General features: G+C 67.9%; 24 protein-coding genes. 21 read left to right on the top strand and 3 right to left on the bottom strand.

The annotated features are described in order from the left end of the window. Positions 1 to 1,008, bottom strand: a complete 1,008-nt coding sequence (locus tag TSB10GB4_RS21325) for a stealth conserved region 3 domain-containing protein (protein WP_186397376.1) — start codon at positions 1,006 to 1,008, stop codon at positions 1 to 3. A gap of 154 nt (positions 1,009 to 1,162) precedes the next feature. Here TSB10GB4_RS21325 and TSB10GB4_RS21320 point away from each other — a divergent pair, with 154 nt between their 5' ends. Both TSB10GB4_RS21320 and TSB10GB4_RS21315 read left to right on the top strand, forming a co-directional pair. Continuing rightward, positions 1,163 to 2,758, top strand: coding sequence for an FGGY-family carbohydrate kinase (locus TSB10GB4_RS21320; protein ID WP_186397375.1), 1,596 nt, complete (start codon positions 1,163 to 1,165; stop codon positions 2,756 to 2,758). 28 nt (positions 2,759 to 2,786) lie between these two features. Continuing rightward, positions 2,787 to 3,416, top strand: a complete 630-nt coding sequence (locus TSB10GB4_RS21315; protein WP_186397374.1) for a CDP-alcohol phosphatidyltransferase family protein — start codon at positions 2,787 to 2,789, stop codon at positions 3,414 to 3,416. Positions 3,417 to 3,462: 46 nt separating this feature from the next. On the opposite strand, the gene TSB10GB4_RS24075 is transcribed toward TSB10GB4_RS21315, so the two are convergent. Then, the gene (locus tag TSB10GB4_RS24075) at positions 3,463 to 4,221 is read right to left on the bottom strand and encodes an FKBP-type peptidyl-prolyl cis-trans isomerase (RefSeq protein ID WP_186397373.1); all 759 of its coding nucleotides are present in this window, start codon (positions 4,219 to 4,221) and stop codon (positions 3,463 to 3,465) included. A gap of 168 nt (positions 4,222 to 4,389) precedes the next feature. On the opposite strand from TSB10GB4_RS24075, the gene TSB10GB4_RS21305 reads away from it, so the two are divergent. From TSB10GB4_RS21305 to TSB10GB4_RS21220, 18 genes are all read left to right on the top strand, one after another. Next, complete coding sequence (locus TSB10GB4_RS21305) at positions 4,390 to 5,217, top strand: 2-keto-4-pentenoate hydratase (protein ID WP_186397372.1); 828 nt, start codon at positions 4,390 to 4,392, stop codon at positions 5,215 to 5,217. 129 nt (positions 5,218 to 5,346) lie between these two features. Next, positions 5,347 to 7,446 carry a 3-hydroxyacyl-CoA dehydrogenase NAD-binding domain-containing protein gene (locus TSB10GB4_RS21300; RefSeq protein ID WP_244570994.1) on the top strand — a complete coding sequence of 700 codons (2,100 nt, stop codon included), beginning with the start codon at positions 5,347 to 5,349 and terminating at the stop codon, positions 7,444 to 7,446. Between the two features lie 454 nt (positions 7,447 to 7,900). Continuing rightward, a complete protein-coding gene (locus TSB10GB4_RS21295) occupies positions 7,901 to 9,181 on the top strand; it encodes an extracellular solute-binding protein (protein WP_186388494.1) in 1,281 nt (426 codons plus the stop codon). A gap of 172 nt (positions 9,182 to 9,353) precedes the next feature. Next, positions 9,354 to 10,316 carry a carbohydrate ABC transporter permease gene (locus tag TSB10GB4_RS21290; RefSeq protein ID WP_186397370.1) on the top strand — a complete coding sequence of 321 codons (963 nt, stop codon included), beginning with the start codon at positions 9,354 to 9,356 and terminating at the stop codon, positions 10,314 to 10,316. Continuing rightward, positions 10,313 to 11,263, top strand: coding sequence for a carbohydrate ABC transporter permease (locus TSB10GB4_RS21285; RefSeq protein WP_186397369.1), 951 nt, complete (start codon positions 10,313 to 10,315; stop codon positions 11,261 to 11,263). Before TSB10GB4_RS21290 ends, TSB10GB4_RS21285 begins: the two co-directional genes overlap by 4 nt. Next, positions 11,260 to 11,559 carry a hypothetical protein gene (locus TSB10GB4_RS21280; RefSeq protein ID WP_186397400.1) on the top strand — a complete coding sequence of 100 codons (300 nt, stop codon included), beginning with the start codon at positions 11,260 to 11,262 and terminating at the stop codon, positions 11,557 to 11,559. The genes TSB10GB4_RS21285 and TSB10GB4_RS21280 overlap by 4 nt, the downstream gene beginning before the upstream one ends. Before the next feature lie 6 nt (positions 11,560 to 11,565). Continuing rightward, on the top strand, positions 11,566 to 12,681 hold the full coding sequence (locus TSB10GB4_RS21275) for an ABC transporter ATP-binding protein (protein ID WP_186397368.1): 1,116 nt from the start codon (positions 11,566 to 11,568) through the stop codon (positions 12,679 to 12,681). 1 nt (position 12,682) lies between these two features. Further along, the gene (locus tag TSB10GB4_RS21270; RefSeq protein WP_186397367.1) at positions 12,683 to 13,696 is read left to right on the top strand and encodes an ABC transporter ATP-binding protein; all 1,014 of its coding nucleotides are present in this window, start codon (positions 12,683 to 12,685) and stop codon (positions 13,694 to 13,696) included. Further along, positions 13,697 to 14,305: a dihydroxyacetone kinase subunit DhaL gene (gene dhaL, locus TSB10GB4_RS21265; RefSeq protein WP_186397366.1), complete on the top strand. Its 609-nt coding sequence runs from the start codon at positions 13,697 to 13,699 to the stop codon at positions 14,303 to 14,305. Beyond that, entirely contained in the window at positions 14,302 to 14,691 is a 390-nt protein-coding gene (gene dhaM / locus TSB10GB4_RS21260; protein WP_186397365.1) for a dihydroxyacetone kinase phosphoryl donor subunit DhaM, read from the top strand. The genes dhaL and dhaM overlap by 4 nt, the downstream gene beginning before the upstream one ends. A gap of 10 nt (positions 14,692 to 14,701) precedes the next feature. After that, entirely contained in the window at positions 14,702 to 15,004 is a 303-nt protein-coding gene (locus tag TSB10GB4_RS21255) for an HPr family phosphocarrier protein (protein WP_186388350.1), read from the top strand. A gap of 5 nt (positions 15,005 to 15,009) precedes the next feature. After that, the gene (locus tag TSB10GB4_RS21250; protein WP_186397364.1) at positions 15,010 to 16,629 is read left to right on the top strand and encodes a phosphoenolpyruvate--protein phosphotransferase; all 1,620 of its coding nucleotides are present in this window, start codon (positions 15,010 to 15,012) and stop codon (positions 16,627 to 16,629) included. After that, positions 16,622 to 17,068 (top strand): hypothetical protein, encoded by a 447-nt coding sequence (locus tag TSB10GB4_RS21245; protein ID WP_186388348.1) that lies wholly within the window; start codon positions 16,622 to 16,624, stop codon positions 17,066 to 17,068. Before TSB10GB4_RS21250 ends, TSB10GB4_RS21245 begins: the two co-directional genes overlap by 8 nt. A gap of 18 nt (positions 17,069 to 17,086) precedes the next feature. Continuing rightward, positions 17,087 to 18,076, top strand: coding sequence for a dihydroxyacetone kinase subunit DhaK (gene dhaK, locus TSB10GB4_RS21240; RefSeq protein ID WP_186397363.1), 990 nt, complete (start codon positions 17,087 to 17,089; stop codon positions 18,074 to 18,076). A 92-nt stretch (positions 18,077 to 18,168) separates the two neighbouring features. Beyond that, the gene (locus tag TSB10GB4_RS21235; RefSeq protein WP_186397362.1) at positions 18,169 to 19,224 is read left to right on the top strand and encodes a sugar phosphate isomerase/epimerase; all 1,056 of its coding nucleotides are present in this window, start codon (positions 18,169 to 18,171) and stop codon (positions 19,222 to 19,224) included. A 40-nt stretch (positions 19,225 to 19,264) separates the two neighbouring features. Beyond that, positions 19,265 to 20,437 carry a Gfo/Idh/MocA family protein gene (locus TSB10GB4_RS21230; RefSeq protein ID WP_186397361.1) on the top strand — a complete coding sequence of 391 codons (1,173 nt, stop codon included), beginning with the start codon at positions 19,265 to 19,267 and terminating at the stop codon, positions 20,435 to 20,437. A gap of 160 nt (positions 20,438 to 20,597) precedes the next feature. Further along, positions 20,598 to 21,686, top strand: coding sequence for a metal-dependent hydrolase (locus tag TSB10GB4_RS21225; RefSeq protein WP_186397360.1), 1,089 nt, complete (start codon positions 20,598 to 20,600; stop codon positions 21,684 to 21,686). A 129-nt stretch (positions 21,687 to 21,815) separates the two neighbouring features. Then, positions 21,816 to 23,054: an MFS transporter gene (locus TSB10GB4_RS21220; RefSeq protein WP_186397359.1), complete on the top strand. Its 1,239-nt coding sequence runs from the start codon at positions 21,816 to 21,818 to the stop codon at positions 23,052 to 23,054. A gap of 29 nt (positions 23,055 to 23,083) precedes the next feature. Here TSB10GB4_RS21220 and TSB10GB4_RS21215 read toward each other — a convergent pair whose 3' ends face one another. After that, positions 23,084 to 23,824 carry a hypothetical protein gene (locus TSB10GB4_RS21215; RefSeq protein ID WP_186397358.1) on the bottom strand — a complete coding sequence of 247 codons (741 nt, stop codon included), beginning with the start codon at positions 23,822 to 23,824 and terminating at the stop codon, positions 23,084 to 23,086. A gap of 84 nt (positions 23,825 to 23,908) precedes the next feature. Between TSB10GB4_RS21215 and TSB10GB4_RS21210 the strand changes: the two genes are divergently transcribed. Then, on the top strand, positions 23,909 to 24,641 hold a 733-nt coding region (locus TSB10GB4_RS21210; RefSeq protein ID WP_186394071.1), incomplete at its 3' end, for an IS110 family transposase.

Here is a 24,641-nt window from a genome sequence, read left to right as displayed (position 1 = left end):
TCAGCCGCGCGGCTTCTCGAAGCGGGAGGGGACGGGGAACCAGCGCTCCAGCACGGCGCGCATATGGGCGACGACGCGCGGGTTCGGGGTGCTGCCGAAACTGTCGTTCAGCGTCACCGCCAGCGGTTTTTCCCATTCCAGGCGGCGCAGTTGTGCCCAGGTCCAGACGAACCAGTTCTCCAGCGAGGCATAGCCCATCGTCCGGCGGATGTCGGCCGGTTCCGCGGTGACGGCATGGCCGGTGGCGGCCGCGAAATGGGGATAGAGGTATTCCGGCGGCACGTTGGAGCCGGCGCGGAAGCGGCTGCGGCGGGTCGTGTCGATCGCCCCGGCGAAAACCTCGCACATCTCCTCGAACAGCGCCTTGTCGATCAGTTGCGGCCCATGCGCCAGATAGTTGCGCCGGCCGCCGCCGAACCGGTGGACAAGCAGGTCGTTGGCGGTTGCCATCGCAAGGTTCCAGGGGCTGGCGCGTGCCGGGTCGAGCTCGGAGAGGACGGGCGAGGGTTTGCGGGTCAGGAACGCCTTCATCCTGCCGTCCCCGTTGAGGAAATGGTCGAGGCCGAGCGGGGAGAAGGCCAGCATGTCGTCCTCGAAATAGAGGAAACGGGACGACAGGCCGGGCAGTTTCGCAAGGTGGCTGACGATGGCGAAGGAGTTGAAGGTGGGGAGGATATCCGGCGCCATGATCTCGTCGTGGTGGACGACGACGAGGTCCGGATGGCCGGCGTCGAGCCAGGCCGGCACCTGCGGCCGGCAGCTCAGCAGGTAGACCTTGCGGGCGAACGGCACATGCGCGTCGAGCGAGCGCAGCGAGTAGCGCAGCAGGTCGAGATTGTCGCGGGTCCGGTTGGGGTTGGTGTCATGCGACGTCCCGGCATGCCGGGCGAGGAGATCCCGGTAGCCGGGGAACGTATCGTCCACCCAGGTGTAGACGATATCCACCGTTCCGGCCTCGCCGGCTTGCGAGCCTGTCCCCGTCTCCCTTGCGGGCATTTCTGCGATCATCCGGCCCTCGAGACAGGCGGTCCCCGGTGCCGTGCCGCTTCTCCGCCGGCTGGCGGAGGGGCGACACGTTTCCCGGTTCTCATTTGCTTGCGAACTCTATAAACCCGTTGCCGACGAAGGAGCAATTCCTGCGCGCGAGGTTCGAGGCAGTCAGGTGATCGGCGACAGCGCAACAGATGTGGGGCACCCGGGGGCGGACGGGCGCGGGCTGATCATTGCCGCCGATTTCGGCACGTCGGGCGTGAAGATCGCCGCCCTCGATCGCGGCCTGTCCCCGCTGGCGACGGCGACCCGGCCCTATCCCTTGAGCCTTCCCGCGCCCGACCAGGCCGAGCAGCAGCCCGAGGACTGGTGGTCGGCGCTCGCCGCCGGCATTGGCGACCTTGCGGCGGAGATCCCGGATCTTGCCGCCCGCGCCTCGGCCCTCGTGTTCTGCGCGCAGATGTGCGGCGTCATCCCGGTCGAGCAGTCCGGGCGCCCCTTGCGCCCCGCCATCGTCTGGCTGGACAAGCGGGCAGGCTCCCTGTCGCGGGCGATGAACGGGGGATTTCCCTCGCTCGCTGGCTATCGGCTCGACAAGTTGTACGCCTGGACGCGCATCGCCAACGGCGCGCCCTCGCATAACGGCATGGACCCGCCGGCCAAGATGCTGTGGCTGAAGCGGAACGAGCCGGACGTGTGGGATGCGACGGCGCGGTTTCTCGACGTCAAGGACTGGCTTCTGCACCGGGCCACTGGACATTTCGTCACCACCGCCGACAGCGCCAACCTGACCTGGATGATGGATACGCGGCCCGGCCGCGAGGGCTGGTCGCCCGATCTCGCCGGGCGGCTCGGCATTCCGCTCGACCGGCTGCCGGAGATCGTCGACGGCACTTGTACCGTCGGCGGCCTGCTGCCGCAGGCCGGGACAGAGCTCGGCCTTGCCGCCGGCCTGCCGGTGATCGCCGGGGCCGGCGACGTGGTGGCGACCGCCATCGGCTCGGGGGCGACGGGCGACGGCGAATTGCACGCCTATGCCGGCACCAGCGCCTGGCTGAGCGGGTTCTTCCCCTCCCGACGGATCGATATCTTCCACTCTTACGCTACGATATCCTCCAGCGTCGGCTATCGGCCGCTGCTGATCGCGACGCAGGAAAGCGCTGGCGCCGCCTTCGCCTGGGCCGCGCGGCTGTTCGGTTGCGGGGAGAGCGGCGAGGCGCGCGACGACGACGCCTCGCTGGCGGCGCTCTATTCCCACATCGGCTCCTTGCGCGACAACGATCCGCTCTTCGTGCCCTGGCTCGCCGGCGAGCGGGTCCCGGTCGATGACGACCGCTTACGCGGTGTTTTTACTGGACTTTCTGTCGGTCACGACCGCAACGCGCTGCTGCGCGCGGTGCTGGAAGGCGTCGCCCTCAACATGCGCTGGGCGCTCAGCAAGGTGGCGCGGCAGAAGGGCGTGCGAACCGGCCTGCCGCTGCCGCTGGTTGGCGGCGGGGCGGTCAATCCGCATTTCGCGCAGATGCTGGCCGATGCCCTGAAGCTGCAGGTGGTGGTCCGCCAGCCACGGCTTGCCGGCGTGCGCGGGGCAGGGGCCATCGCCGCGGCCGGTCTCGGCTGGTATCCGTCCGTCGAGGCGGCGGCCGCAAGCCTGACCCAGGGCGAGGCGCTGACCTATGACCCTGAGGGCGAGGGCGTGGCGCGGGCCGACCGGCGGGCCGCGCTGCTCGACCGGCACCGGCCGAAGCTGATTTCCCTATATCGCTGATTATCCTGATAAAAACGGAACCGCGCCCATGATCGACGGCTTGTTCAAGCGCCATATCGACCCGCTCTGGGAGAGCATGGCGACCCCGCTGGTGCGCATGGGGCTGACCCCCAACCAGGTCACGGCGACGGGGCTGGTGCTGGTCTGCGCGACCTCCGCGCTCTACCTGTGGCACGGCAATCCGGCGCTCTTCGGCCTGATGCTGGCCTTTGCCTTCGCCTTCGATGCGCTGGACGGGGCGGTGGCGCGGCGCCGGTCGATGTGCACCAAGTCCGGCGGCTATTTCGATGCGATGGTCGACCGCTACCAGGAACTCGCTGTTCTCGCGGCGCTTGCCGCGGTCAACGACCTCTGGGCGCTGGCTTTGCTCGCCTTTTCCGGCGGGGTGCTGACCAGCTATGCCAAGGCGCGCACGGCCATCGAGATCCCGATCCGCAATGAGGCCTGGCCGGACTTCTTCGAGCGGCTGGAGCGGATCATCTTCCTGAGTGCGATGCTGCTGATCGCCGGCGGTCTGTCGCTTGCCGGGATCGCGCCGGCCTCGACAATTGCCGTCGGCCTTGCGATCTACGCGCTGCTGGCGCACCTGACGTCGGTGCAGCGGATGCGGCGGGCCGTCGCCCTGCTGCGGGCGGCGGATCGGTCCGGACCCGTCTGAGGAGGCCGTCCGACGGGGACAATTCTGACGCGGACCTGGTATCAGGTCAGCAGAGCCAGCATTTTTCCGGCATCTTGGCCGCGGTGACGATGTTGCTGTCGCCGATCCAGCCAACGATGCCCTGGCCGACGCTGTCGACCTTGGAATAGCCGGCCCGCTCGGTCAGAAAGCGGGCAAGGACCTCCGTTCTGTTGCCGGTCCGGCAGACGAGGACAATGCGGTCGTCCTTGCCGGCGATGGCGGCCAGTTCATCCATGAAGCCGGGGTTCACGTTGCCCTTGTCGTCGAAGAAGGTGATCAGGTGGGCGCCGTCGATGACGCCGGTCTCCTTCCACTCTTCGGGGCGGCGGATATCGACCAGCACGGCGCCGGCCGCCAGCCTGTCCTTGAGCTGGGAATTGTCCAGCGTGCCGAAATTGGGCTTGGCGACGCCGAGCAGTTCGACCTCGAAGCGCAGGGTCGCATTGGGCGGGATGACGCCGCCGGCGCCGCGGGCGCCATAGCCGAGCTCCGGCGGGATGACGAGCTCGCGCTTGCCGCCGACGCGCATGCCCTCGACACCCTGGTCCCAGCCGCGGATAACGCGGCTCGCCCCGAGCGGGAAGGAGAAGGGCTCTCCCCGGTCGAGGCTGGAATCGAACTTGGTGCCGTCCATCAGCCAGCCGGTATAGTGCACGGTCACCGTGGCGCCGGGCACGGCCTCCTCGCCGGTTCCCACCACGATATCGCGGATCTCGAGCTCGGCGGCCTGGGCCGTGACGGTCAGCGGCAGCAGCATGAGAAATGCCCGAAGCAGTCGCAACATGAGGAAACCTTTCCGTGAGGGTAAAGCGTGAAGCGGGATCAGGCCGGAAAATAGCGCGCAGTGCCGTCCGGGGGAAGGCGGGGACCTGCGCCCTGCGCCCACTTGCCACGGGAGCGGCCTGACGCCATCGTGTCGCCCGACAAACGAGGATAACCGGGAGGAGCGACCTTGCAGATTTCGGATGGCGACAGGACCCATGCGCAAGCGCTTTTGAGGATCGCCGCTGAAGCGGGCTCCTGCGCGCCGATCACCGACGGGGACAAGAGCTTCGGCCTTGCGCGCGCCTATCGGGTTTCGGCCGAGATCCGCGCCGCCCGCATCGCCCGCGGGGAGATCCCGCGCGGCTGGAAGATCGGCTTCACCAACCGCACGATCTGGGACGAATACGACGTTCACGCGCCGATCTGGGGCCCGGTCTACGACACGACGCTGGCCGAGGCGCCGGCGCAAGGGGCGGCCGAGACATCCATCGGGCATCTGGTGGAGCCGCGGATCGAGCCGGAAATCGTGTTCCGGATCGCCGCGCCGCTCGAGGCCGGGCTGTCGGAAGCGCAGTTGCTGGAGCGGATCGACGGGGTGGCGCTCGGCTTCGAGATCGTCCAGTCGGTCTATCCGGACTGGCGGTTCCAGGCGGCGGATACGGTCGCCGCCTTCGCCCTGCACGGGCTGCTGCGCCACCGCCCCTTCGCGGCCGTTACGGCGGCGAACCGCGCCGAATGGCTGGACCGGCTCTCCTCGTTCACGCTGGATCTCTACCGCGACGGTGAGTGCATCGACAGCGGGCGCGCGGAAAACGTGCTCGGCGGACCGCTGAGCGCGCTGAAGGCCATGGCCGACGGGCTGCCCGATACGGCGCTGGCGAGCACGGTCTCGTCCGGCGACGTGGTAACGACGGGGACGCTGACGCGCGCCTTTCCGGTCGCGCCCGGCGAGAGCTGGGAGACGCGTGTCGCCGGACTGCCGCTCGCCGACATGGCGATCTCGTTCACCCGGTAAGGCGCGCATCGATCCATCCGCGCGGAGATATTTTAGGATTGAAACAGTTGGGCCGCTCCCTAAACTGCGGCCCAAATCCGGCCTCGGGAAGGGGCTCCGGACCCTCGCCACATGCCAAGGAGTTGCCCCGTGACCGATCCCGTACGCTATTCCGTTCAGGACGGCATTGCCGTGATCGCGGTCGACAATCCGCCGGTCAATGCCCTGTCGCAGGCAGTGCGCGCGGGCCTTGCGGCGGCCGTCGCGCGGCTGGCGGGTGACGATCAGGCGCGCGCAGGCGTGATCTACGGCACGGGGCGCACCTTCATCGCCGGCGCGGACATCCGCGAATTCGGCAAGCCGATGGCCGAGCCTTTCCTGCCGGACGTGATCGCGGCCATCGAGGCCTGCGGGAAGCCGGTGGTGGCGGCGTTGCACGGCACCGCGCTCGGCGGCGGGCTCGAAGTCGCGCTCGGTTGCCATGCCCGTGTGGCGGTTTCCTCGGCCAAGGTCGGCCTGCCGGAAGTCACGCTCGGCATCCTGCCCGGCGCGGGCGGGACGCAGCGCCTGCCGCGCCTTGCGGGCGCGGCCGCCGCACTCGACCTCATCACCAGCGGTCGCCATGTGGCAGCGGTCGAGGCGGTAAAGCTCGGCATCATCGATGCCGTCGTCGACGGCGACGACCCGTTGGCGGCCGGCCTTGCCTTTGCCCGCCGCCTTGTCGAAGGCGCGGTCACCGGCCGGCGCTCGGGCGAGATCGATCCGGGCGCGAAGGACGAGGCGCTGTTCGCCGACTGGCGGGCGAAGACGATGACGTCGGCGCGCGGGCAGATCTCGCCGATGGTGGCGATCGACGCCATCGAGGCGGCCTACGACCTGCCGTTCACTGAGGGAATGGCGCGCGAGCGCGCGCTCTTCAAGGAGCTGATGGCCTCCGACCAGCGGGCCGGCTTGATCCATGCCTTCTTCGCCGAACGGGCGGTCGCCAAGATCCCGGAAGCGGAGACGGCAAGTCCGCGCGAGGTCGCCTCGATCGGTGTCATCGGCGGCGGCACGATGGGCTCCGGCATTGCGGTCGCGGCGCTGAATGCCGGCCTCCCGGTGACGCTGGTGGAACGCGACGAGGCGAGCGCGGAGCGCGCCCGCGGCTTCGTCGCAAAGCTGCTCGACGACGGCGTGCGGCGCGGCAAGCTGAGCGAGGCGCGGCGCGACCAGATCCTGTTGCGCGACTTCTCCACCGCGACGGATTATGCCGCGCTCGCCGAGACCGATCTGGTGATCGAAGCGGTGTTCGAGGACATGGACGTCAAGAAGGACGTGTTCGCGCGGCTCGACGGGATCGCCAAGGCGGGCGCGATCCTCGCCACCAACACCTCCTATCTCGATGTCAACGAGATCGCGGCGGCGACCGCGCGGCCGCAGGACGTGATCGGCTTCCACTTTTTCTCGCCCGCCCATGTCATGCGCCTGCTCGAGGTGGTGGTGGCGGACAAGACGGCGGCGGATGTTGTCGCCACTGGCTTCGCGCTGGCCAAGACGCTGCGCAAGGTGGCGGTGCGCGCCGGCGTCTGCGACGGCTTCATCGGCAACCGGCTGCTCAACACCTATCGCAAGGCCGCCGACTACATGGTGGAGGACGGGGCGAGCCCCTACCAGATCGACGCGGCGCTGGTCGCCTTCGGCTTCCCGATGGGCCCCTTCGCCGTCAGCGATCTTGCCGGCCTCGACATCGCCTGGGCCGGGCGCAAGCGGCGGGCGGCGACGCGCGATCCGCGCGAGCGGACGGTGGGGATCGCCGACCGCATCTGCGAACGCGGCTGGTTCGGCCAGAAGAGCGGCCGGGGATACTATCTGTATGAACCGGGCGCCCGGCGCGGCAGCCCCGACCCGGAGGTCGAGGCGATCATCGCGGCCGAGCGCGAGGCCAAGGGCATCGTGCCGCGCAGCTTCAGCGACGCGGAGATCGTCTCGCGCTACATGGCGGCGATGATCAACGAGGCGGCGAAGATCGTCGACGAGGGTATCGCGCTGCGTCCGCTCGATGTCGACGTGACGATGCTGGCCGGCTACGGCTTCCCGCGCTGGCGCGGCGGGCCGATGCACTATGCCGACAGGCTCGGCCTCGACACCGTGCTCGCCGAGTTGCGTCGCCTCAGCGAGGAAGACGCGTTCTTCTGGGAGCCGGCGCCGCTGCTGGTTCGCCTTGCGGAAGACGGAAAGACCTTTGCCTCCCTGAACGGACGGGACTGATCGCGGCTGGTTTGCTGCACCGCCAGAAATCTCGCGAGATCGCCGAAGCCGGGCCCTGGAAAGGCCCGGCTTTTTTTCGGGCTGCGGCCCCGGATGCGATTAAAATGTTTATTGTCATAGCTCTCATTATTTCGCGAAACGAAGACAGATCGTTTCGATAAGTTCGATCCTTGCGAAACAAAGGGATCTTTGACGCCCTTTTGACGGGTGAAGCATGCTGCGTTGCAAGGTTGAGATGCGGCTGCGCAGCAACGAAATCGCTTGATTTGTTTAGCTATGCTGATCTTACTAAACATCGCGGTAAACATCCGGGCAACGGATGGCGTCCTCGCGCAAGGCGGGGCGCGGCCGGCGGCCGTCTGGAGGGGCGGTTCCGACAAGAACGCCGCGCGAAGTTTGGGAGGATCACGTGAACGGATATCGGAAGACATGGGCTGCCGTCCTGTGCGGGACGATGCTTGGCGGGTTCGCCACGACATCGGCACAGGCGCAAGACATCACCCTGTGCTGGGCCGCCTGGGACCCGGCCAATGCGCTGGTCGAGTTGTCGAAGGACTTCACGGCCGAGACCGGCATCGGCATGAAGTTCGAATTCGTGCCCTGGCCGAATTTCGCCGACCGGATGCTCAACGAGCTGAATTCGGGCGGCAAGCTGTGCGATCTTCTGATCGGCGACAGCCAGTGGATCGGCGGCGGCGCGGAAAACGGCCACTACGTCAAGCTGAACGACTTCTTCGACGCCGAAGGCATCAGCATGGACGATTTCGCCCCGGCGACTGTCTATGCCTATTCGACCTGGCCGAAGGGCACACCGAACTACTGGGCGCTGCCGGCGATGGGCGACGCCAATGCGTGGTTCTACCGCAAGGACTGGTTCTCCAAGCCGGAGATCCAGGAGGCGTTCAAGGCGGAGTACGGGCGGGATCTCGCTCCGCCGGAGACGCAGCGCGAGCTGATGGAGATCGCCAGGTTCTTCCAGGGTCGCGAGATCGACGGCAAGACGCGCTACGGCGTCAACATCTTCACCGAACGCGGCTCCGAAGGCATCACCATGGGGGCCACCGGAGCGCTCTACGCCTGGGGGTTCAAGTATGAGAACACCCCCGGCAAGTATGACATGGAAGGCGCGGTGAATTCGCCCGAAGCGGTTGAGGCGCTGGAGTTCTACAAGGAACTCTACAAGTGCTGCACGGCGCCCGGCTACACCGACAGCTACATGCAGGAGAGCCTCGACAGCTTCAAGTCCGGCCAGGTGGCGATGGCGATGAACTGGTTCGCCTTCTTCCCCGGCCTCTACAAGGACGAGCAGGTCGGCGGCGACAAGATCGGTTTCTTCGTCAATCCGAAGCAGAATGTCGAGGCCTCGACGCTGGGCGGCCAGGGCATCTCGGTGATCTCCTATTCGGAGAAGAAGGACGAGGCGCTCAAGTATATCAAGTGGTTCGCCCAGCCCGCGGTGCAGGCCAAGTGGTGGTCGCTCGGCGGCTACTCGGCCCACAACTCGGTGCTCAACGATCCCGGCTTCAAGGACAGCCAGCCCTTCGCGGCCGACTTCCTGAAGGCGATGGGCGCCGTGCAGGATTTCTGGCAGGAGCCGGCCTATGCCGAACTGCTGCTGGCCATGCAGAAGCGCCTGCATGACTACATCGTCGCCGACCAGGGAACGGCCCAGGAGGCGCTCGACAAGCTGATCGCCGACTGGACCGAGACCTTCGAGGACGAAGGCAAGCTCTAGGCCTGCCCATCCCCTTGCCGCCGCCCTGGCGGCGGCAAGGCCGGCAGATGAACGGCCCCGCCCGACCGCGGCCGGCCCCGGCTCCTGGCCCGGCGCTCGCGCCGTTCACGTCCCCATGCCGGAACGCCCCTGCAAGCCCAGGCGCTCTGCGCCGACCATGCGGAACCCGATCATGTCTCAAATGCAGATCAGTCAGCGTGCCGCCGACCGGCTCGCCCGCAGCACGCCGCACGGCATCGCCCGCAGGGTGCGCGGCCTGTCGGACAAGGCGATCGCCTGGCTCTTCATCGCACCAACCATCGTGCTGTTGCTGGCGATCAACGTCTTTCCGCTGATCTGGACGGTCTACCTGTCCTTCACCGACTTCCGCGCCAACCGCATCAATCGCGCCGTGGAGTGGGTGGGCCTGCGCAACTACGAGCGGGTGCTGACCGATCCGGATATCTGGCACAACATGCTGGTCACCGCGCATTTCCTGTTCTGGACGATGTTCTTCCAGGTGCTGATCGGCTTCGCGCTGGCCTGGCTCATCAACAAGAACTTCCGCGGCCATGGCGTGTGGACGACGGTCATCCTGCTGCCGATGATGCTGTCGCCGGCCGTCGTCGGCAATTTCTGGACGTTCCTGTATCAGCCGCAGATCGGCCTGTTCAACTACGTGATCAGCTTCTTCACCGGCGCCGATCCCTCGTCCTTCCAGATGATCGGCAGCGTCAACCTGGCGCCCTGGGCCATCGTCATCGTCGATACCTGGATGTGGACGCCCTACACGATGCTGATCTGCCTCGCCGGCCTGCGCTCGATCCCCGACTACATCTACGAGGCGGCCGAGGTGGACCGGGCCGGGCCGTTCCGGACCTTCTGGTCGATCACCCTGCCGATGGTGATGCCGTTCCTGATGCTCGCGGTGCTGTTCCGGTCGATCGAGAACTTCAAGATGTTCGACCTTGTCGTCGAACTGACCTCGGGCGGTCCCGGCTCGGTCACGGAACTTGCCTCGATCAATCTCAAGCGCGAGGCCTTCGAGAAGTGGCGGACGGGACTGTCCTCGGCCTTCGCGATCATTCTCTTCGTCACGGTGTTCGGCGCGGCCAACATCTACGTCAAGGCTCTCAACACGGTGAAGAGCAGATGAGCATCTCAACCGCCCATTCGGTCGTCGAGCCGAGCCGCCTGACGCGCACCGTCGCCGGAACGCTGGTGATCGTCTACGCGCTGGTGACGATGGTGCCGCTGGCCTGGATCTTCCTGACCGGCTTCAAGACGCCGCCGGATTCGATCTCCTATCCGCCGAAGGTCGTCTTCGAGCCCTCGCTGGAGGGCTATGTGAACCTGTTCACGACGCGGACCCGCCAGACGCCGGACTATATGGCGAGCCTGCCGCCGCCGCAGACCTGGTACGAGGAACTGGTACGCTCGCGGCAGATGGTGATCGCCGGCCCCTCCAAGTTCGGCGAACGGTTCCTCAACTCGGTGATCATCGGCTTCGGCTCGACCTTCCTGTCGGTCTTCCTCGGGACGCTTGCCGCCTATGCCTTCTCGCGGTTCCGCGTGCCGCTGGCCGATGATCTGCTTTTCTTCATCCTGTCGACGCGCATGATGCCGCCGATCGCGGTCGCGATCCCGATCTTCCTGATGTACCGGACGCTGGGCCTGTCCGACACCCATCTCGGCATGATCATCCTCTACACCGCCGTCAACGTGTCGCTCTCCGTCTGGCTGCTGAAAGGCTTCGTCGACGAGATCCCGCGCGAATACGAGGAGGCGGCGCTGATCGACGGTTATACGCGCCTGCAGGCCTTCGTGAAGGTGGTGCTGCCGCAGATGGCGACCGGCATCGCCGCCACGGCGATCTTCTGCCTGATCTTCGCCTGGAACGAATATGCCTTCGCGCTGCTGCTGACCTCCGGCACCGCGCAGACGGCGCCGCCCTTCATCCCGACGATCATCGGCGAGGGCGGGCTCGACTGGCCGGCCATTGGCGCGGGCGTCACCCTGTTCCTGCTGCCGGTGCTCGTCTTCACCATCCTCCTGCGCAAGCATCTGCTCAGGGGCATCACCTTCGGAGCGGTGCGCAAATGACCGGATCTCAGCCAACGAAGACGACGGCCGGAGACGGCCTGGAGGCGGCACGGGCCCGCATCGCCCACCAGCGCGCCCACCCGCCGGGCCGCGAGAGGGAGGAAGCCGCGGCGGCCGGCCCGTCGGGTCCGCGGATCTTCCGCCGGGGGCCGTGGGAGTTACTCGCGACGGTGCTGATCGGCCTCGGGGTGGTGATGCTGATGCAGCCCTTCGCGCTGGCGCTCTTCACCTATTCCTTCGTCACGATCCTGACCGGCACCGTGATGTTCATCATCGTCAGCCATTTTCCGGAATAGTCAGCCATGGCGGAAATCAGGGTCGAGGCCCTCAGGAAAAACTTCGGCGCCTTCACCGCGGTGAAGAACTCCGACTTCACCGTGGAGGACGGAGAGTTCTTCGTCATGCTTGGCCCCTCGGGCTGTGGCAAGACGACGACGCTGCGGATGATCGCCGGGCTGGAACTGCCCACCTCGGGACGGATCTTTCTCGGCGGCGAGGACGTCACCTTCAACCGCGCTTCCCATCGCGACATTGCCTTCGTGTTCCAGCTCTTCGCGCTCTATCCGCATATGAACGTGCGCCGGAACATGGCGTTTCCGCTGGTCTGCCAGGGCATGCCGCGACAGGAGATCCGGACGCGGGTGGAGGAGACGGCGCGGCTGCTGCGCATCGACCATATTCTCGACCGGCCGGTCTCGGGGCTCGCCGGCGGCGATCGCCAGCGGGTGGCGCTCGGGCGTGCCATCGTGCGCCGGCCCAAGGCCTTCATGATGGACGAGCCGCTCGGCACGCTGGACAGCGAGTTCCGCGACCTGATGGTGCGGGAGCTGCGCGAGCTTCACAACTCGATCAGGGCCACCACGGTCTATGTCACCCACGACCAGGTGGAGGCGATGGCTATGGCCGACAAGATCGCGGTGATGAACCACGGCGTCATCGAGCAGTTCGGCCACCCCCAGGAGATCTACGATCGCCCCGCCACGATGTTCGTCGCCGATTTCATCGGCTCGCCGCCGATGAATTTCCTGGACGTTGAAGGCGGACAGGACGCAGGCGCTGCCAAGGTTCGGCTGTGCGGGACGGAGGTGGCGATCCCGGAGCTGAGGGAACAGGTGGCCGACGGGGCGCTCGTCCTCGGCATGCGACCGGAACACATCCGCTTCGACGATGGTTCGCTGCTGAGGGGCGAGGTGGTCGGCAGCGAGTATCTCGGCACGACGCAGATCGTCACGGTGATGCTGGGTGCCGCGCAACTGAAGGCGCGGATCGCCGCCGACCTTGTCGTCCGTGACGGGGAAACGGTGGGGCTGACTTTCGACACCGCGCGGCTGTCGCTGTTCGACCGGGCGAGCGGCCGGGCTCTGGCGAGTGCGCGCGACGATGCGGGCGCCGCCCGCCGCACCGGGACGGGAGGCTGACATGGCGACCGTTGCCCTTTCGGGGATCTCCAAGCAGTTCGGCCGGACGCTGGCCGTCGATGACCTCTCGCTGACCATCGCCTCCGGCGAATTCGTCGTGCTGCTCGGGCCGACGGGCGCCGGCAAGACGACGACGCTGCGGCTGATCGCCGGGCTGGAGGCGCCGGATGGCGGCTCTCTCCATATCGACGGCACCGATATGACCCGTATGCCGCCGGCCGGGCGGGACGTTGCTTTCGTCTTCCAGCAATATTCGCTCTATCCGCATCTCAGCGTCTTCGACAATCTCGCCTTCCCGCTGCGCTCGCCGGCCCGGCGCGTGCCGGAGGACGAGATCCGCCGCACGGTGGAGGCGGTGGCGAACATGCTGCGGATCGGCCACAAGCTCGGCAACCGTTCGACGCAGCTTTCGGGTGGCGAGATGCAGCGCGTGGCGATCGGCCGGGCCTTGGTGCGCCAGCCGTCGATCTTCCTGATGGACGAGCCGCTGTCCTCGCTCGACGCCAAGCTGCGGGCGGACCTGCGGCTGGAGCTGAAGCGCATCCAGCGCGAGCTGGCTGCGACGATCCTCTACGTCACCCATGACCAGATCGAGGCGATGACCATGGCGGACCGGATCGGCATCCTGTCGGAAGGGCGGCTGGTGCAGATCGGCACGCCGCGCCAGATCTACGAGGATCCGGACAATGTCTATGTCGCGGCCCGCCTGGGCCAACCGGCGATCAACGTGCTGCCTGTCGGTGTGATCCCGGCGGAGAATGCGCCGGATGCCGCCTTCACCCTCGGCGCGCGCACGGAGCATTTGCGGATCGCGGCCGCAGATGCGACAAGCGCCAACGCACGGCTCGACTGGGTCGAGCATCTGGGCGACCAGAACCATCTCCACATCAGGATCGGCGACTTCCGGCTGACCACACTGGCGGATCCCGCAAGCCGGCTTGCCGGCGAGGAGGCGATCCGTGTCGAGGCGGTCTCGCCGCTCTACTTCGATGAAGACGGAAACCGGATCAGATAGATGAGCGACACCGATCCCCGCCTGAGGGACATCTTCGAGGCGACGGCGCAGGCCGTCATTGCCCATGCCGACGAGCTGACCGAGCTGGATGCCGCCATTGGTGACGGCGACCACGGCCACAACATGAAGCGCGGCATGCAGGCCGTGCTCGACGAGCTCGACACGCTTGCCGCAAAGCCCTGGGACGAGGCGCTGAAGGCGGCGGGCATGCAGCTTGTCATGAAGGTCGGCGGGGCTTCCGGTCCGCTCTACGGGACACTGTTCATGACGCTCGGCAAGTCGCTGGACACGCCGCCGACACGCGAGGGCGTTGCGGCCGCGCTGAAAGCCGCCATCGAGGCGGTGATGGCGCGCGGCAAGGCGACCCCCGGACAGAAGACCATGCTCGACGTGCTGGTGCCGGCATCGGAAGCTCTCGCTGCGGGCCGCCCTCCGGCCGAGGTCGCCGAGGTGGCGCGCGAAGCCTGCGCGGCGACCAAGGACATGCTGGCCACCAAGGGGCGTGCGTCGTTCCTGGGGGAGCGGTCGATCGGTCACATCGACCCGGGCGCGCGGTCGAGCCAGATCCTCATCGAGACAATCGCCGGGAAGTTTGGAGACGTGAAATGAGCAATGTCGGCATCGTCATCGTGTCGCATTCGCCGCTTGTGGCGGAAGGGACCGCCGACATGGTGCGCCAGATGGTCGGCGACGAGGTGCCGCTCGCCTGGTGCGGCGGCGATCCCGACGGGGGCCTGGGGACCAGCGTCGAGGCGATCCTTGCTGCCATCGACAAGGCCTGGTCGGAAGCCGGTGTCGCGCTTCTGGTCGACCTCGGCGGGGCCGAGACAAATTCGGAAATGGCTGTCGAGATGCTCCCGGAAGGGCGCGGCGGCAAGGTGGTGGTGTGCAACGCGCCGATCGTCGAGGGCGCGGTGATCGCCGCGACCGAGGCCTCGGGCGGCGCGTCGCTGCAGGATGTTCGCCGGACCGCGGAAGAGCTGTCGGCGCTTTGAGGACGATGACATGAGTGACGTGGCGCTGACCGCCGAGGTCCTGCTGGAACATGAAGTCGGGCTGCATGCCCGGCCGTCGGTGAAGCTGACCAAGCTCGCCAAGACCTTCCAGTCGCGCATCGAACTGAGCCCCGGCCCGGACGGCCCCTGGATCGATGCCAAGAGCATCGTCAAGGTGATGGCCGCACGGGCCCCCAAGGGTACGGTCCTGCAGTTCCGGGCGGCCGGCGACGACGCCCGCGCTGCGCTTGACGCGCTGGTGGCGCTGGTGCGCAACGACTTCGAGACCGGAGCCGCGGGCGAGGCGGAGTGAGGGAGATGACAGGGACGCCAGCAACAGGACAGGAGCTTGCCGGCAGGGCGGCCTCTCCCGGCCTTGCGGCGGGCCCGGTCGTGGTGGTCGACAGGGTCGTGGCGGGGACGCGTCCCGCAGGCGATCCGGACGCGGAAGCCGCGCGCCTGTCACAGGCGCTGGAAACGGCCTCGGCGCAGATTGCCGGCCTGATGGAGACGGTCGACGCGGAAGCGGCCGAGATGCTCGAGTTCCAACTGGCGATGCTGGAGGACGAGGAACTGACCGCGCCCGCCCGCGAAGCGATTGCCGGCGGGAGCTCGGCCGATGCCGCCGTCGCGGCCGCGCTCGATGCCGCTATCGCTGAGTATCGCGCCTCGCAGGACGAGTATTTCCGCGCTCGCTCCGCCGACCTCGCCGATATCCGGGAGCGGCTGCTCAGGGCACTGTCGGGCGAAGAGGGCGCGGCCGGTTCTATGGCGGGCGCGGTTCTTGTGGGTACCGATCTCACGCCGACGCGGTTCCTGGAGACGGACTGGTCCGCCGGTGGCGGCATCGCCCTGGCGGAAGGCAGTCCCTCCAGCCATGTGGCGATGCTGGCGCGCGCGCGCGGCGTGCCGATGGTGACCGGGCTTGGGGCTTTCGACATGAGCCGCCTCACCGAGGCGCTGGTCGACGGGGACAGCGGCCGTGTCCGCTTCAATCCGGACGAGGCAGCGCGGCGGCAGCACAACGAACGGGCGGAGGTCCTTGCCCGCGAGGCGGAGGCGGCGAAAACCTATCTCGGCCGTCCGGCGGCGACGGCCTGCGGCGTGTCGATCTCGGTGATGATCAATGTCGCCGTCCCGGAGGAGGTCGACGCGCTCGATCCCTCCCATTGCGACGGCATCGGCCTGATGCGCACGGAGTTCCTCTTCCATGGTCCCGGCGGCCTGCCGGACGAGGAAAGCCAGTATCGCGCCTATCGCAAGGTGCTGGCGTGGGCGGATGGGCGCAGCGTGACGATCCGCACGCTGGATGCGGGCGGCGACAAGCCGGTTCCGGGCCTCACCGTCGAGGAGAGCAACCCCTTTCTCGGCTGCCGGGGGATCCGCCTGTCGCTGCGCCGGCCGGATGTGTTCCGCGTCCAGTTGCGGGCATTGGCGCGCGCCGGCTGCCACGGCAATCTCCAGGTGATGCTGCCGATGGTCAGCGTGCCGGGAGAGATCACGGAGGCGGCGCGGCTGCTGGACGACTGCATCGCCGAGCTTCGCGCCGAGGGACGGGAGGCCGTGCGCCCGCCGCTCGGCATCATGGTCGAGGTGCCGGCGGTTGCCGTGACGCCCGAGCGGTTCGGCGAGGCGGCGTTCTTTTCCATCGGCTCCAACGACCTGACGCAATACGTGCTGGCGGCCGGCAGGGATTCGCCGGACGTTGCCGAACTCGGGCGGGCCGACGATCCGGCAGTGCTGGCGCTCGTCGCCTCCACCTTGCGCGGGGGAGTGGCAGCCCGCCTGCCGGTCAGCCTGTGCGGCGATGCCGGCAGCGACCTTGCCGTTCTGCCGAAGCTGCTTGCTTGTGGGCTGCGGCGGGTGTCCGTCGCGCCGGCCGCGCTTGCCAGGGTGAAGGCGGCGATCGCCGGGATGCGGCTGGGTGACGATGGCTAGACCGCCCGAGACATCGGCGCCCGACAGCGCACCGCTCGTCGCCGTCTACAAGGCGGTGCTGCAGAAGGTGCTGGACAAGCGCCCGTCGGGCACCCGCCAGCGGATCGCCGCGGCGCTGGGCAAGAACCGGAGCTTCGTCTCGCAGATCACCAACCCCGCCTATTCGACGCCGATCCCGGCGGCTCATATCGAGCCGATCCTGGAGATCTGCCATTTCTCGCCGCGGGAACGCGAGGCTTTCCTGGAGGCTTATGCGGCCGCGCATCCCCGGCGCCAGTCGCTGGTCGACCGAGGCCCGAAGCTGCGGGCGCGCACGCTGCTTCTGCCGGATCTCGGCGACCCGGAACGCAACCGGCGGCTCGATGTCCTGCTCGACAACGTCATCCGTGACCTCGCCGCCCTCCTGGAGGAGGACGGTGACGAGACCGCGGCCCCATAGTCCTTTCGGGAGGAAGCAATGAAGAAGCTGATCAATTCCGTCGACACCGTGCTCGCCGACAGCCTCAACGGGTTCTGCCGGGCGCATGGCGACATTCTCGTTGCCGGCGAGGACCTGAAATTCGTCCGCCGCAAGGAGCTGAAGCCCGGCAAGGTGGCGCTGGTCTCCGGCGGCGGGTCCGGTCACGAGCCGCTGCATGGCGGGCTGGTCGGCCACGGCATGCTCGATGCCGCCTGCCCGGGGCAGGTGTTCACCTCGCCGACGCCGGACCAGATGCTGGCGGCGGTCGAGGCGGTCGATACCGGCGCGGGCACGCTCTTCATCGTCAAGAACTATGAGGGCGATGTGATGAACTTCGAGATGGCGGCCGAGATGGCCTCCGGCGAGGTCGCCACCGTTCTGACCAACGACGACGTCGCCGTCGAGGACTCGCTCTACACCACGGGGCGGCGCGGCGTCGCCGGCACGCTGGTGGTGGAGAAGATCGTCGGCGCGGCAGCCGAAGAGGGGCGTGATCTCGCAGCCCTGAAAGCGCTGGGCGATAAGGTCAACGCCCGCACCCGCTCGATGGGCGTGGCCTTGACGAGCTGCACGGTGCCGGCGGCCGGCAAGCCGATGTTCGAGATCGGCGACGACGAGATGGAGATGGGCGTCGGCATCCATGGCGAGCCGGGCCGCCGCCGCGTCAAGCTGGCCAGTGCGGAGGACATTGCCGCCGAGATGATCGGGGCGATTCTCAAGGATCTCGGCGAGGCGGCCAGCGGCGAGGTGCTGCTCTTCGTCAACGGTTTCGGCGCGACACCGGCGATGGAGCTCTATGTCATGTACGAGGCGGCGGCGCGCCAGGTGGAGGCGGCCGGGCTCTCCATCTCCCGTGCGCTGGTCGGCAACTATGTGACCTCGCTGGACATGGCCGGCTGCTCGCTGACGGTCACCGTGCTGGACGACGAGATCAAGGCGCTATGGGACGCGCCCGTGCACACCGCCGCCCTGCGCTGGGGCATGTAAGCTGGAGCATGTAGGCTGGCGGGCCTGGCGAGGGGCGGGCATCATGAGGATCGGGTAACGGATAGACGCTGCCAAACGGGAGGAGACAGGCAATGAAGACGATGAAAGGTCCGGGGATTTTCCTGGCGCAGTTCGCCGGTGACACGGCACCGTTCAACTCCTTGAGCGAGATTGCCGGCTGGGCCGCCTCGCTCGGCTACAAGGGGGTGCAGATCCCCACCTGGGACGGGAGGCTGTTCGATCTCGACAAGGCGGCCGACAGTCAGGACTATTGCGACGAGGTCGCCGGCATCTGCCGGGAGGCCGGCGTCGAAATCACCGAGCTTTCCACCCATCTGCAAGGTCAGCTCGTTGCGGTCAACCCCGCCTATGACGCGGCCTTCGACGGCTTCGCCGCGCCGCATGTACGCGGCAATCCGAAGGCGCGGCAGGAATGGGCGACCGACCAGATGCGCAAGGCGGCGAAGGCCTCGCGCCGGCTCGGGCTGACGGCCAGCGTGTCCTTCCCCGGTGCTCTCGCCTGGCCGTATGTCTATCCCTGGCCGCAGCGCCCGGCGGGGCTGGTCGAGACCGCCTTCGCCGAACTGGCCCGCCGCTGGCGCCCGATCCTGGATGCCTATGACGAGGCCGGCGTCGATCTGTGCTACGAGATCCATCCGGGCGAGGACATTTTCGACGGGGCGACTTTCGAGATGTTCCTGGAGGCGGTCGGCAACCATCCGCGCTGCTGCATCAACTACGACCCCTCGCATTTCGTGCTGCAGCAGCTCGACTATCTCGCCTTCATCGATATCTATCACGAGCGGATCAAGGCGTTCCACGTCAAGGACGCCGAGTTCAATCCGAACGGCCGGCAGGGCGTCTATTCCGGCTACCAGTCCTGGGTGAACCGGGCCGCGCGCTTCCGCTCACTCGGCGACGGGCAGGTCGATTTCGCCGGCATCTTCTCCAAGCTCGCAGCCTATGACTACGATTCATGGGCCGTTCTGGAATGGGAATGCTGCCTCAAGCATCCGGAGGACGGCGCGGCGGAAGGCGCGCCCTTCATCGCCGGCCACATCATCCGGGTGACGGAAAAGGCGTTCGACGACTTCGCGGCCGGCGGAGCGGACGAGGCGGCGAACCGGCGGATGCTGGGGATCGACTGACCGGCGCCGCGAGAGCGCCAGCAACGGGAGGAAGGCAGCGATGGCGATCGAGGCAGGACAGGAAACACGGGGCGGAGGACGGATCCGCCTCGGCATGGTGGGCGGCGGCGAGGGCGCCTTTATCGGCGGCGTTCACCGCATGGCGGCGCGGCTCGACGGACAGTTCGAGCTGGTGGCGGGTGCCTTGTCGTCCGACCCGGAACGGGCGAAGGCGTCGGCTGCCGCGCTCGGCCTGGCACCCGATCGCAGCTATGGGTCGTTCGCCGAGATGGCCAAGCGCGAGGCGCGGCTGAAGGACGGCATCGAGGCGGTGGCCATCGTCACGCCGAACCACATGCACTACCCGGCAGCGCGCGAGTTCCTGAAGCGCGGCATCCACGTGATCTGCGACAAGCCGCTGACCTCGACGATGGCCGATGCGAAGAAGCTCGCCGCACTTGCGCAGACGTCCGGCGCGCTCTTCGTGCTCACCCACAACTACACCGGCTATCCGATGATCCGGCAGGCGCGCGAGATGATCGCGGCCGGGGACCTCGGCACGATCCGGTTGGTGCAGGCGGAATATCCGCAGGACTGGCTGACGGAGCGGCTGGAGGCCAGCGGCCAGAAGCAGGCGGACTGGCGCACCGATCCGCATCGCTCGGGGGCCGGCGGCTGCGTCGGCGACATCGGCACTCATGCCTACAATCTCGCCTGCTTCGTTTCCGGTCTCGAGCTTGCGGAACTCTCTGCCGAACTCACCACCTTCGTGGAGGGGCGGCGCCTCGACGACAATGTCCAGGTGATGCTGCGCTTCCGCGGCGGCGCACGCGGCATGTTGTGGGCCAGCCAAGTGGCGCCGGGCAACGAGAACGGCCTGCGCCTTCGCATCTATGGCGAGAAGGGAGGGCTGGAATGGGAGCAGGAGCAGCCCAACCACCTGTGGTTCACGCCGTTCGGCGAGCCCGAGCGGCTGATCACCCGCGGCGGAGCCGGTGCCGGGGCGGCAGCCGGGCGCGTCACCCGCGTGCCGGCCGGCCATCCGGAAGGCTATCTGGAAGGGTTCGCGACGATCTACCAGGAGGCCGCGCATGCGATCCGCGCGGCACGGGCCGGCAAGCCGGCGGGGCCGGAGGTGCTCTATCCTGGCATTTCGGACGGGCTTGCCGGCATGGCCTTCATCGATGCCTGCGTGCGCTCCTCGCGCGCCAACGGCCGGTGGACGTCGCTGTAGGGAGAGGCGGCTCGCACAAGGCGCTCCTTCGCACTGGCGGGCGGCGCGCGCGGGCCCTATGTGAGGGCGCAACGCAACTCTGCCCCGATGCCACGACACGGGCGCGGTGGAACTTGCTCCGCCGCGCCCGTGTCGTGCCTGCCCTGGACAAGACCCGCCCATGGATTCTCTGACCCAGTTCGTGCTCGGTGCCGCCGTCTCGACCGCCTGCCTCGGCAAGACCCTCGGCCCGCGCCGGGCGGCGCTTGTCGGCGGTGTGCTCGGTACATTACCGGATCTCGATGTCCTGCTGCCCTTTGCCGATCCCGTCGACAGCTTCGTCCTGCATCGCGGGGCGACGCATTCGCTGTTCATCCAGGCGCTGGCGGCGCCGGTTTTCGGCGAGGTGCTGATCCGGCTGTTCCGCTCCTTGCGCGAGCGGCGGCTGCTCGTCTGGCTGACGGTTTACCTTTGTTTTTCCACCCATGCGTTGATTGACGCGATGACGGTCTATGGGACGCGGCTGTTCTGGCCGATCTATCCCGATCCCGTCGGCGTCGGCTCGGTTTTCATCATCGATCCGCTCTACACGCTGCCGCTGCTTGCCGTCGTGATCTGGGCGCTGGCCCGGCGCGAATGGTCCGCCGGTCTGGCGCGGGCAAATACAGTGGCCCTTGCCGTCAGTACGGGCTATCTGGCGCTGACGGTTGGCCTGCAGGCGCATATGGAAGCCCGTGCCGCCCGCCTCTTCGCCGAAGCGGGCATCGTGCCGGATCGGATCTTCGCTATCGCCGCTCCCTTCAACACGGTGGTGTGGAAGGTGATCGGCATGGAGGAGGCGCGCTATCACAACCTCTATCTGTCGCTGTTCGATGCCGACGGCCCGCCGACGATCTACTCGCACGACCGGGGCGGCATCCTGGCGAACTGCCTTGCGGACAACCCCGCCTATACCAAGCTCGACTGGTTCAGCCGCGGCTATCTGCGGATCGAGGAGCAGGAGGAGCGGCTGGTCGTCTCGGACCTGCGAATGGGCCTGACCCCGGCCTATGTGTTCCGTTTCGCGATTGCCGAGCGGAACGGGGACGGCTTTGCGCCGATCCCGCCAGAGCGGGACATGGCGCACCGGCGGTCCAGCGAGGGCGACGGCGACTGGCTGCTGGCGCGGCTGTGGGGCCGGCCGGTCCTGCGCCCGGCGGAGGCGCAGGCCGCGGAGGCGGCGCTTCCGGCGGACACGGCTGCAACATCGGGTCAGGCTCCGTCCTGCTAACGGCTGCGCGCCGCTACGTCAGGTGCCGGGCGGTGCCGATTGCCGTTGAAACGGCCGGCGCGGGGGAGTAACCGGTTGAAAAAGCCTGCATGCGGGAGACATGCCGGCAGCCGGGAGGACATGCACGCCATGCAGGGAATCGCGACGCGCGACACGGGCGGTGTCGACAGTGGCTATGCCTGGGCGCGGCTCGGGCTTTCCATGTTCCTCGCCACCATCGGCGGAGCCGGCATGTGGTCGGTGGTGGTGGTGCTGCCGGCGGTCGAGCGCGAGTTCGGCGTCGATCGGGCGGACGCCTCGCTGCCCTACACCGCGACCATGATCGGCTTCGCGCTCGGCAATCTCTTTATCGGCCGCTTCGTCGACCGCTTCGGGGTGATGGTGCCGCTGGCGCTCGCCTCCGTTCTGCTCGGCTCGGGTTTCCTGCTGGCCTCGCAAGCCAGCTCGATCTGGATCTTCGCGCTCCTGCAGGGGGCGATGATCGGCTTCGGATCGGCCGCGACCTTCGGCCCGCTGCTCGCCGACGTTTCCCACTGGTTCGCCAAGCGCCGGGGGCTTGCCGTCTCGGCGACCGCTTCGGGCAACTACTTCGCCGGCGCGATCTGGCCGCTGGTGCTGCAGGCGGCGATGTCCGAATACGGCTGGCGCGGCGCCTATATTCTTGCGGGGTGCGTCTGCCTGGCCGTGCTGGTGCCGATGGCCTTCCTGTTGCGACGCCCGGCGCCGCATATGGCCACGGGAGCCAGGCATGTCGAACCGCCGCCGCCGGTGCGCACGACGCCGCTGTCGCCGGGTGCCCTGCAGTTCCTGCTGATCATTGCGGGGCTCGGCTGCTGCGTCGCCATGTCGATGCCGCAGGTGCATATCGTCGCCTATTGCGTCGATCTTGGCTATGGCGTCGCGCGCGGGGCGGAGATGCTGTCCCTGATGCTGGCCGGCGGCATTGCCAGCCGGCTGGTCTCCGGCGTGCTTGCCGACAAGATCGGCGGCCTGCGGACATTGCTGATCGGCGCGGTGCTGCAATGCCTCGCGCTGTTCCTCTACATCCCCTATGACGGGCTGGCCTCGCTCTATATGGTGTCGCTGATCTTCGGCCTGTCGCAGGGCGGCATCGTCTCCAGCTACGCCATCGTCGTGCGCGAGTACCTGCCCGCCCGCGAGGCCGGGCGCCGCGTCGGCGCGGTCATCACGGCGACCATCGTCGGCATGGCGCTGGGCGGCTGGATGTCGGGATGGATCTACGACCTGACGGCGTCCTATCAGGCGGCGTTCCTCAACGGCATTGCCTGGAACATGCTCAACATCGCGGTGATCGTGCTGATCCTGTTGAAGAGCGGTCGGCCGCGCCGGTTGCCGGCCGCGGCCTGAGGCATCGCTGCCTGACGCACTGGCGCGGCTCAGTCGGCCGTACCGCCCCCGTGCAGGCGCGCGATCAAAGCGAGCGCCTGACGGCGGCAGTCCCGTTCGGACAGCCATGACAGGAGCTGGCCGGCCGGGGCACCGGCAAGCGTGTCCGGCATGACCGACAGCTCGAAATCCCGAAGCTCGCCGCCGACCGACACGACCATCCGGCCATCCTCCACTGCCATGTCTGCGGGCAGGGCAAGCCGATGGTCCCCTGCCGTCCAGGCAAGGCCCTCATGGCGGCCGGCCGCGCTTCTTGCGGAAACCTGCAGGGTTTCGTCCGCCTGTTTCCGCCACAGCGTGAGTTCGCCCGTGCGGACGCATCGGGGACCGGAACTGTCGGCGCCGAGATCCCAGACGTCAGGGGGCGGCGGGATGTCGCCAGCGCCGGCGCGTGCGGCTCCAAGCACCGTCGAGCTCGCTTCCGCCGAGCCGACAAGTCGCTTCAGGATGTCCCAGTTCGTGGAGGATGTTTCGGACGGGCCCACTTGCGCCGATCCTGGAACCGAACCGGAAAAGGCGCCGTCGATCGTCACGATGCGGCCGCTGCGCTCGATCAGGGTCAGGCGGGCACCCTGGGGAAGGTCGATCTGCTGGTCGTCGGCTATCTCGGTGCCGGCACTATAGGCGTCCGGCGCATCGCTGGCGGCGATGACGACATAGTCGGCATGTGCCGGGGCGAGGGTAAGGATGGCAAGCAGGCCAAGTCCGAGGCAAAGAGCAATCTGGCGCATGGCGGTTCCGTTGGGGTGGACGGCCCCCATCCGGCGTCGTTTTGCGCCAAGATGATGGTCCCAACACATCGAAGGAGCCGCCCAATGAACGAGATTACGCGCATCGGCATGGACACGTCCAAGCATCTCTTCCAGCTTCACGGGGTTGACGCGGCCGGCACGACGGTGCTGCGCAGGCAACTGCGGCGCGGCCAGCTTGAAGCGTTCTTCACGGCCTTGCCGCCGGCGCGGGTGGTGATCGAGGCCTGCACCGGCGCCCACCACCTGGCGCGCCGGCTGCGAAGCTGGGGCCACGAGCCCCGGCTGATCGCGCCGCACCGCGCCAAGCCCTATGTCGGGCGCAACAAGAACGACGCGGCCGACGCGGCCGGACTGTGCGAGGCGGGCGGGCGTCCTGGCATGCGCTTCGTGCCGGAGAAGAGCCCCGAGCAACAGGCCCGGCTGATGCTGATGGGCGTGCGCGCCAGCCTGATCCGGGCGCGCACCCAGGTTGCCAACGCGATCCGCGGCTATGCGGCCGAGTTCGGGCTGATCGCGCCCAAGGGGCTGTGCCGCATCGAGACGCTGCTGGAGCAGGTGGCGAGCGACCCCGCCCTGCCGCCGCTCGCCCGCAAGCTGTTCGCGCTGCAGGGCGAGCAATATGCCGCGCTGGCGCCGGCGCTTGCAAAGGTCGAGGCGGAGCTCGAAGCGTTCGTGCGCGACGACGACCTCGCCCGGCGGCTTAAGGCGATCCCTTCGGTGGGACCGGTGGGCGCGGCCTTGTTGACGATCAAGACGCCGGATCCGCGCGTGTTCGCCTCGGCCCGCGGGTTTGCGG

This window comes from Stappia sp. TSB10GB4 (assembly GCF_900185745.1).
Taxonomy (GTDB): Bacteria; Pseudomonadota; Alphaproteobacteria; order Rhizobiales; family Stappiaceae; genus Stappia.
Note: the sequence above shows the minus strand (reverse complement) of the source record. Positions and strands in the feature narration are given on the sequence as shown.

Bases quoted from the DNA above. Each gene is read 5' to 3' on its own strand.
- TSB10GB4_RS21325 (WP_186397376.1), bottom strand. From the start codon at position 1,008: ATGATCGCAGAAATGCCCGCAAGGGAGACGGGGACAGGCTCGCAAGCC.
- TSB10GB4_RS21315 (WP_186397374.1), top strand. From the start codon at position 2,787: ATGATCGACGGCTTGTTCAAGCGCCATATCGACCCGCTCTGGGAGAGC.
- TSB10GB4_RS24075 (WP_186397373.1), bottom strand. From the start codon at position 4,221: ATGTTGCGACTGCTTCGGGCATTTCTCATGCTGCTGCCGCTGACCGTC.
- TSB10GB4_RS21295 (WP_186388494.1), top strand. From the start codon at position 7,901: ATGCTTGGCGGGTTCGCCACGACATCGGCACAGGCGCAAGACATCACC.
- TSB10GB4_RS21290 (WP_186397370.1), top strand. From the start codon at position 9,354: ATGTCTCAAATGCAGATCAGTCAGCGTGCCGCCGACCGGCTCGCCCGC.
- TSB10GB4_RS21285 (WP_186397369.1), top strand. From the start codon at position 10,313: ATGAGCATCTCAACCGCCCATTCGGTCGTCGAGCCGAGCCGCCTGACG.
- TSB10GB4_RS21280 (WP_186397400.1), top strand. From the start codon at position 11,260: ATGACCGGATCTCAGCCAACGAAGACGACGGCCGGAGACGGCCTGGAG.
- TSB10GB4_RS21275 (WP_186397368.1), top strand. From the start codon at position 11,566: ATGGCGGAAATCAGGGTCGAGGCCCTCAGGAAAAACTTCGGCGCCTTC.
- TSB10GB4_RS21270 (WP_186397367.1), top strand. From the start codon at position 12,683: ATGGCGACCGTTGCCCTTTCGGGGATCTCCAAGCAGTTCGGCCGGACG.
- dhaL (WP_186397366.1), top strand. From the start codon at position 13,697: ATGAGCGACACCGATCCCCGCCTGAGGGACATCTTCGAGGCGACGGCG.
- dhaM (WP_186397365.1), top strand. From the start codon at position 14,302: ATGAGCAATGTCGGCATCGTCATCGTGTCGCATTCGCCGCTTGTGGCG.
- TSB10GB4_RS21255 (WP_186388350.1), top strand. From the start codon at position 14,702: ATGAGTGACGTGGCGCTGACCGCCGAGGTCCTGCTGGAACATGAAGTC.
- TSB10GB4_RS21250 (WP_186397364.1), top strand. From the start codon at position 15,010: ATGACAGGGACGCCAGCAACAGGACAGGAGCTTGCCGGCAGGGCGGCC.
- TSB10GB4_RS21245 (WP_186388348.1), top strand. From the start codon at position 16,622: ATGGCTAGACCGCCCGAGACATCGGCGCCCGACAGCGCACCGCTCGTC.
- dhaK (WP_186397363.1), top strand. From the start codon at position 17,087: ATGAAGAAGCTGATCAATTCCGTCGACACCGTGCTCGCCGACAGCCTC.
- TSB10GB4_RS21235 (WP_186397362.1), top strand. From the start codon at position 18,169: ATGAAGACGATGAAAGGTCCGGGGATTTTCCTGGCGCAGTTCGCCGGT.
- TSB10GB4_RS21230 (WP_186397361.1), top strand. From the start codon at position 19,265: ATGGCGATCGAGGCAGGACAGGAAACACGGGGCGGAGGACGGATCCGC.
- TSB10GB4_RS21225 (WP_186397360.1), top strand. From the start codon at position 20,598: ATGGATTCTCTGACCCAGTTCGTGCTCGGTGCCGCCGTCTCGACCGCC.
- TSB10GB4_RS21220 (WP_186397359.1), top strand. From the start codon at position 21,816: ATGCAGGGAATCGCGACGCGCGACACGGGCGGTGTCGACAGTGGCTAT.
- TSB10GB4_RS21215 (WP_186397358.1), bottom strand. From the start codon at position 23,824: ATGCGCCAGATTGCTCTTTGCCTCGGACTTGGCCTGCTTGCCATCCTT.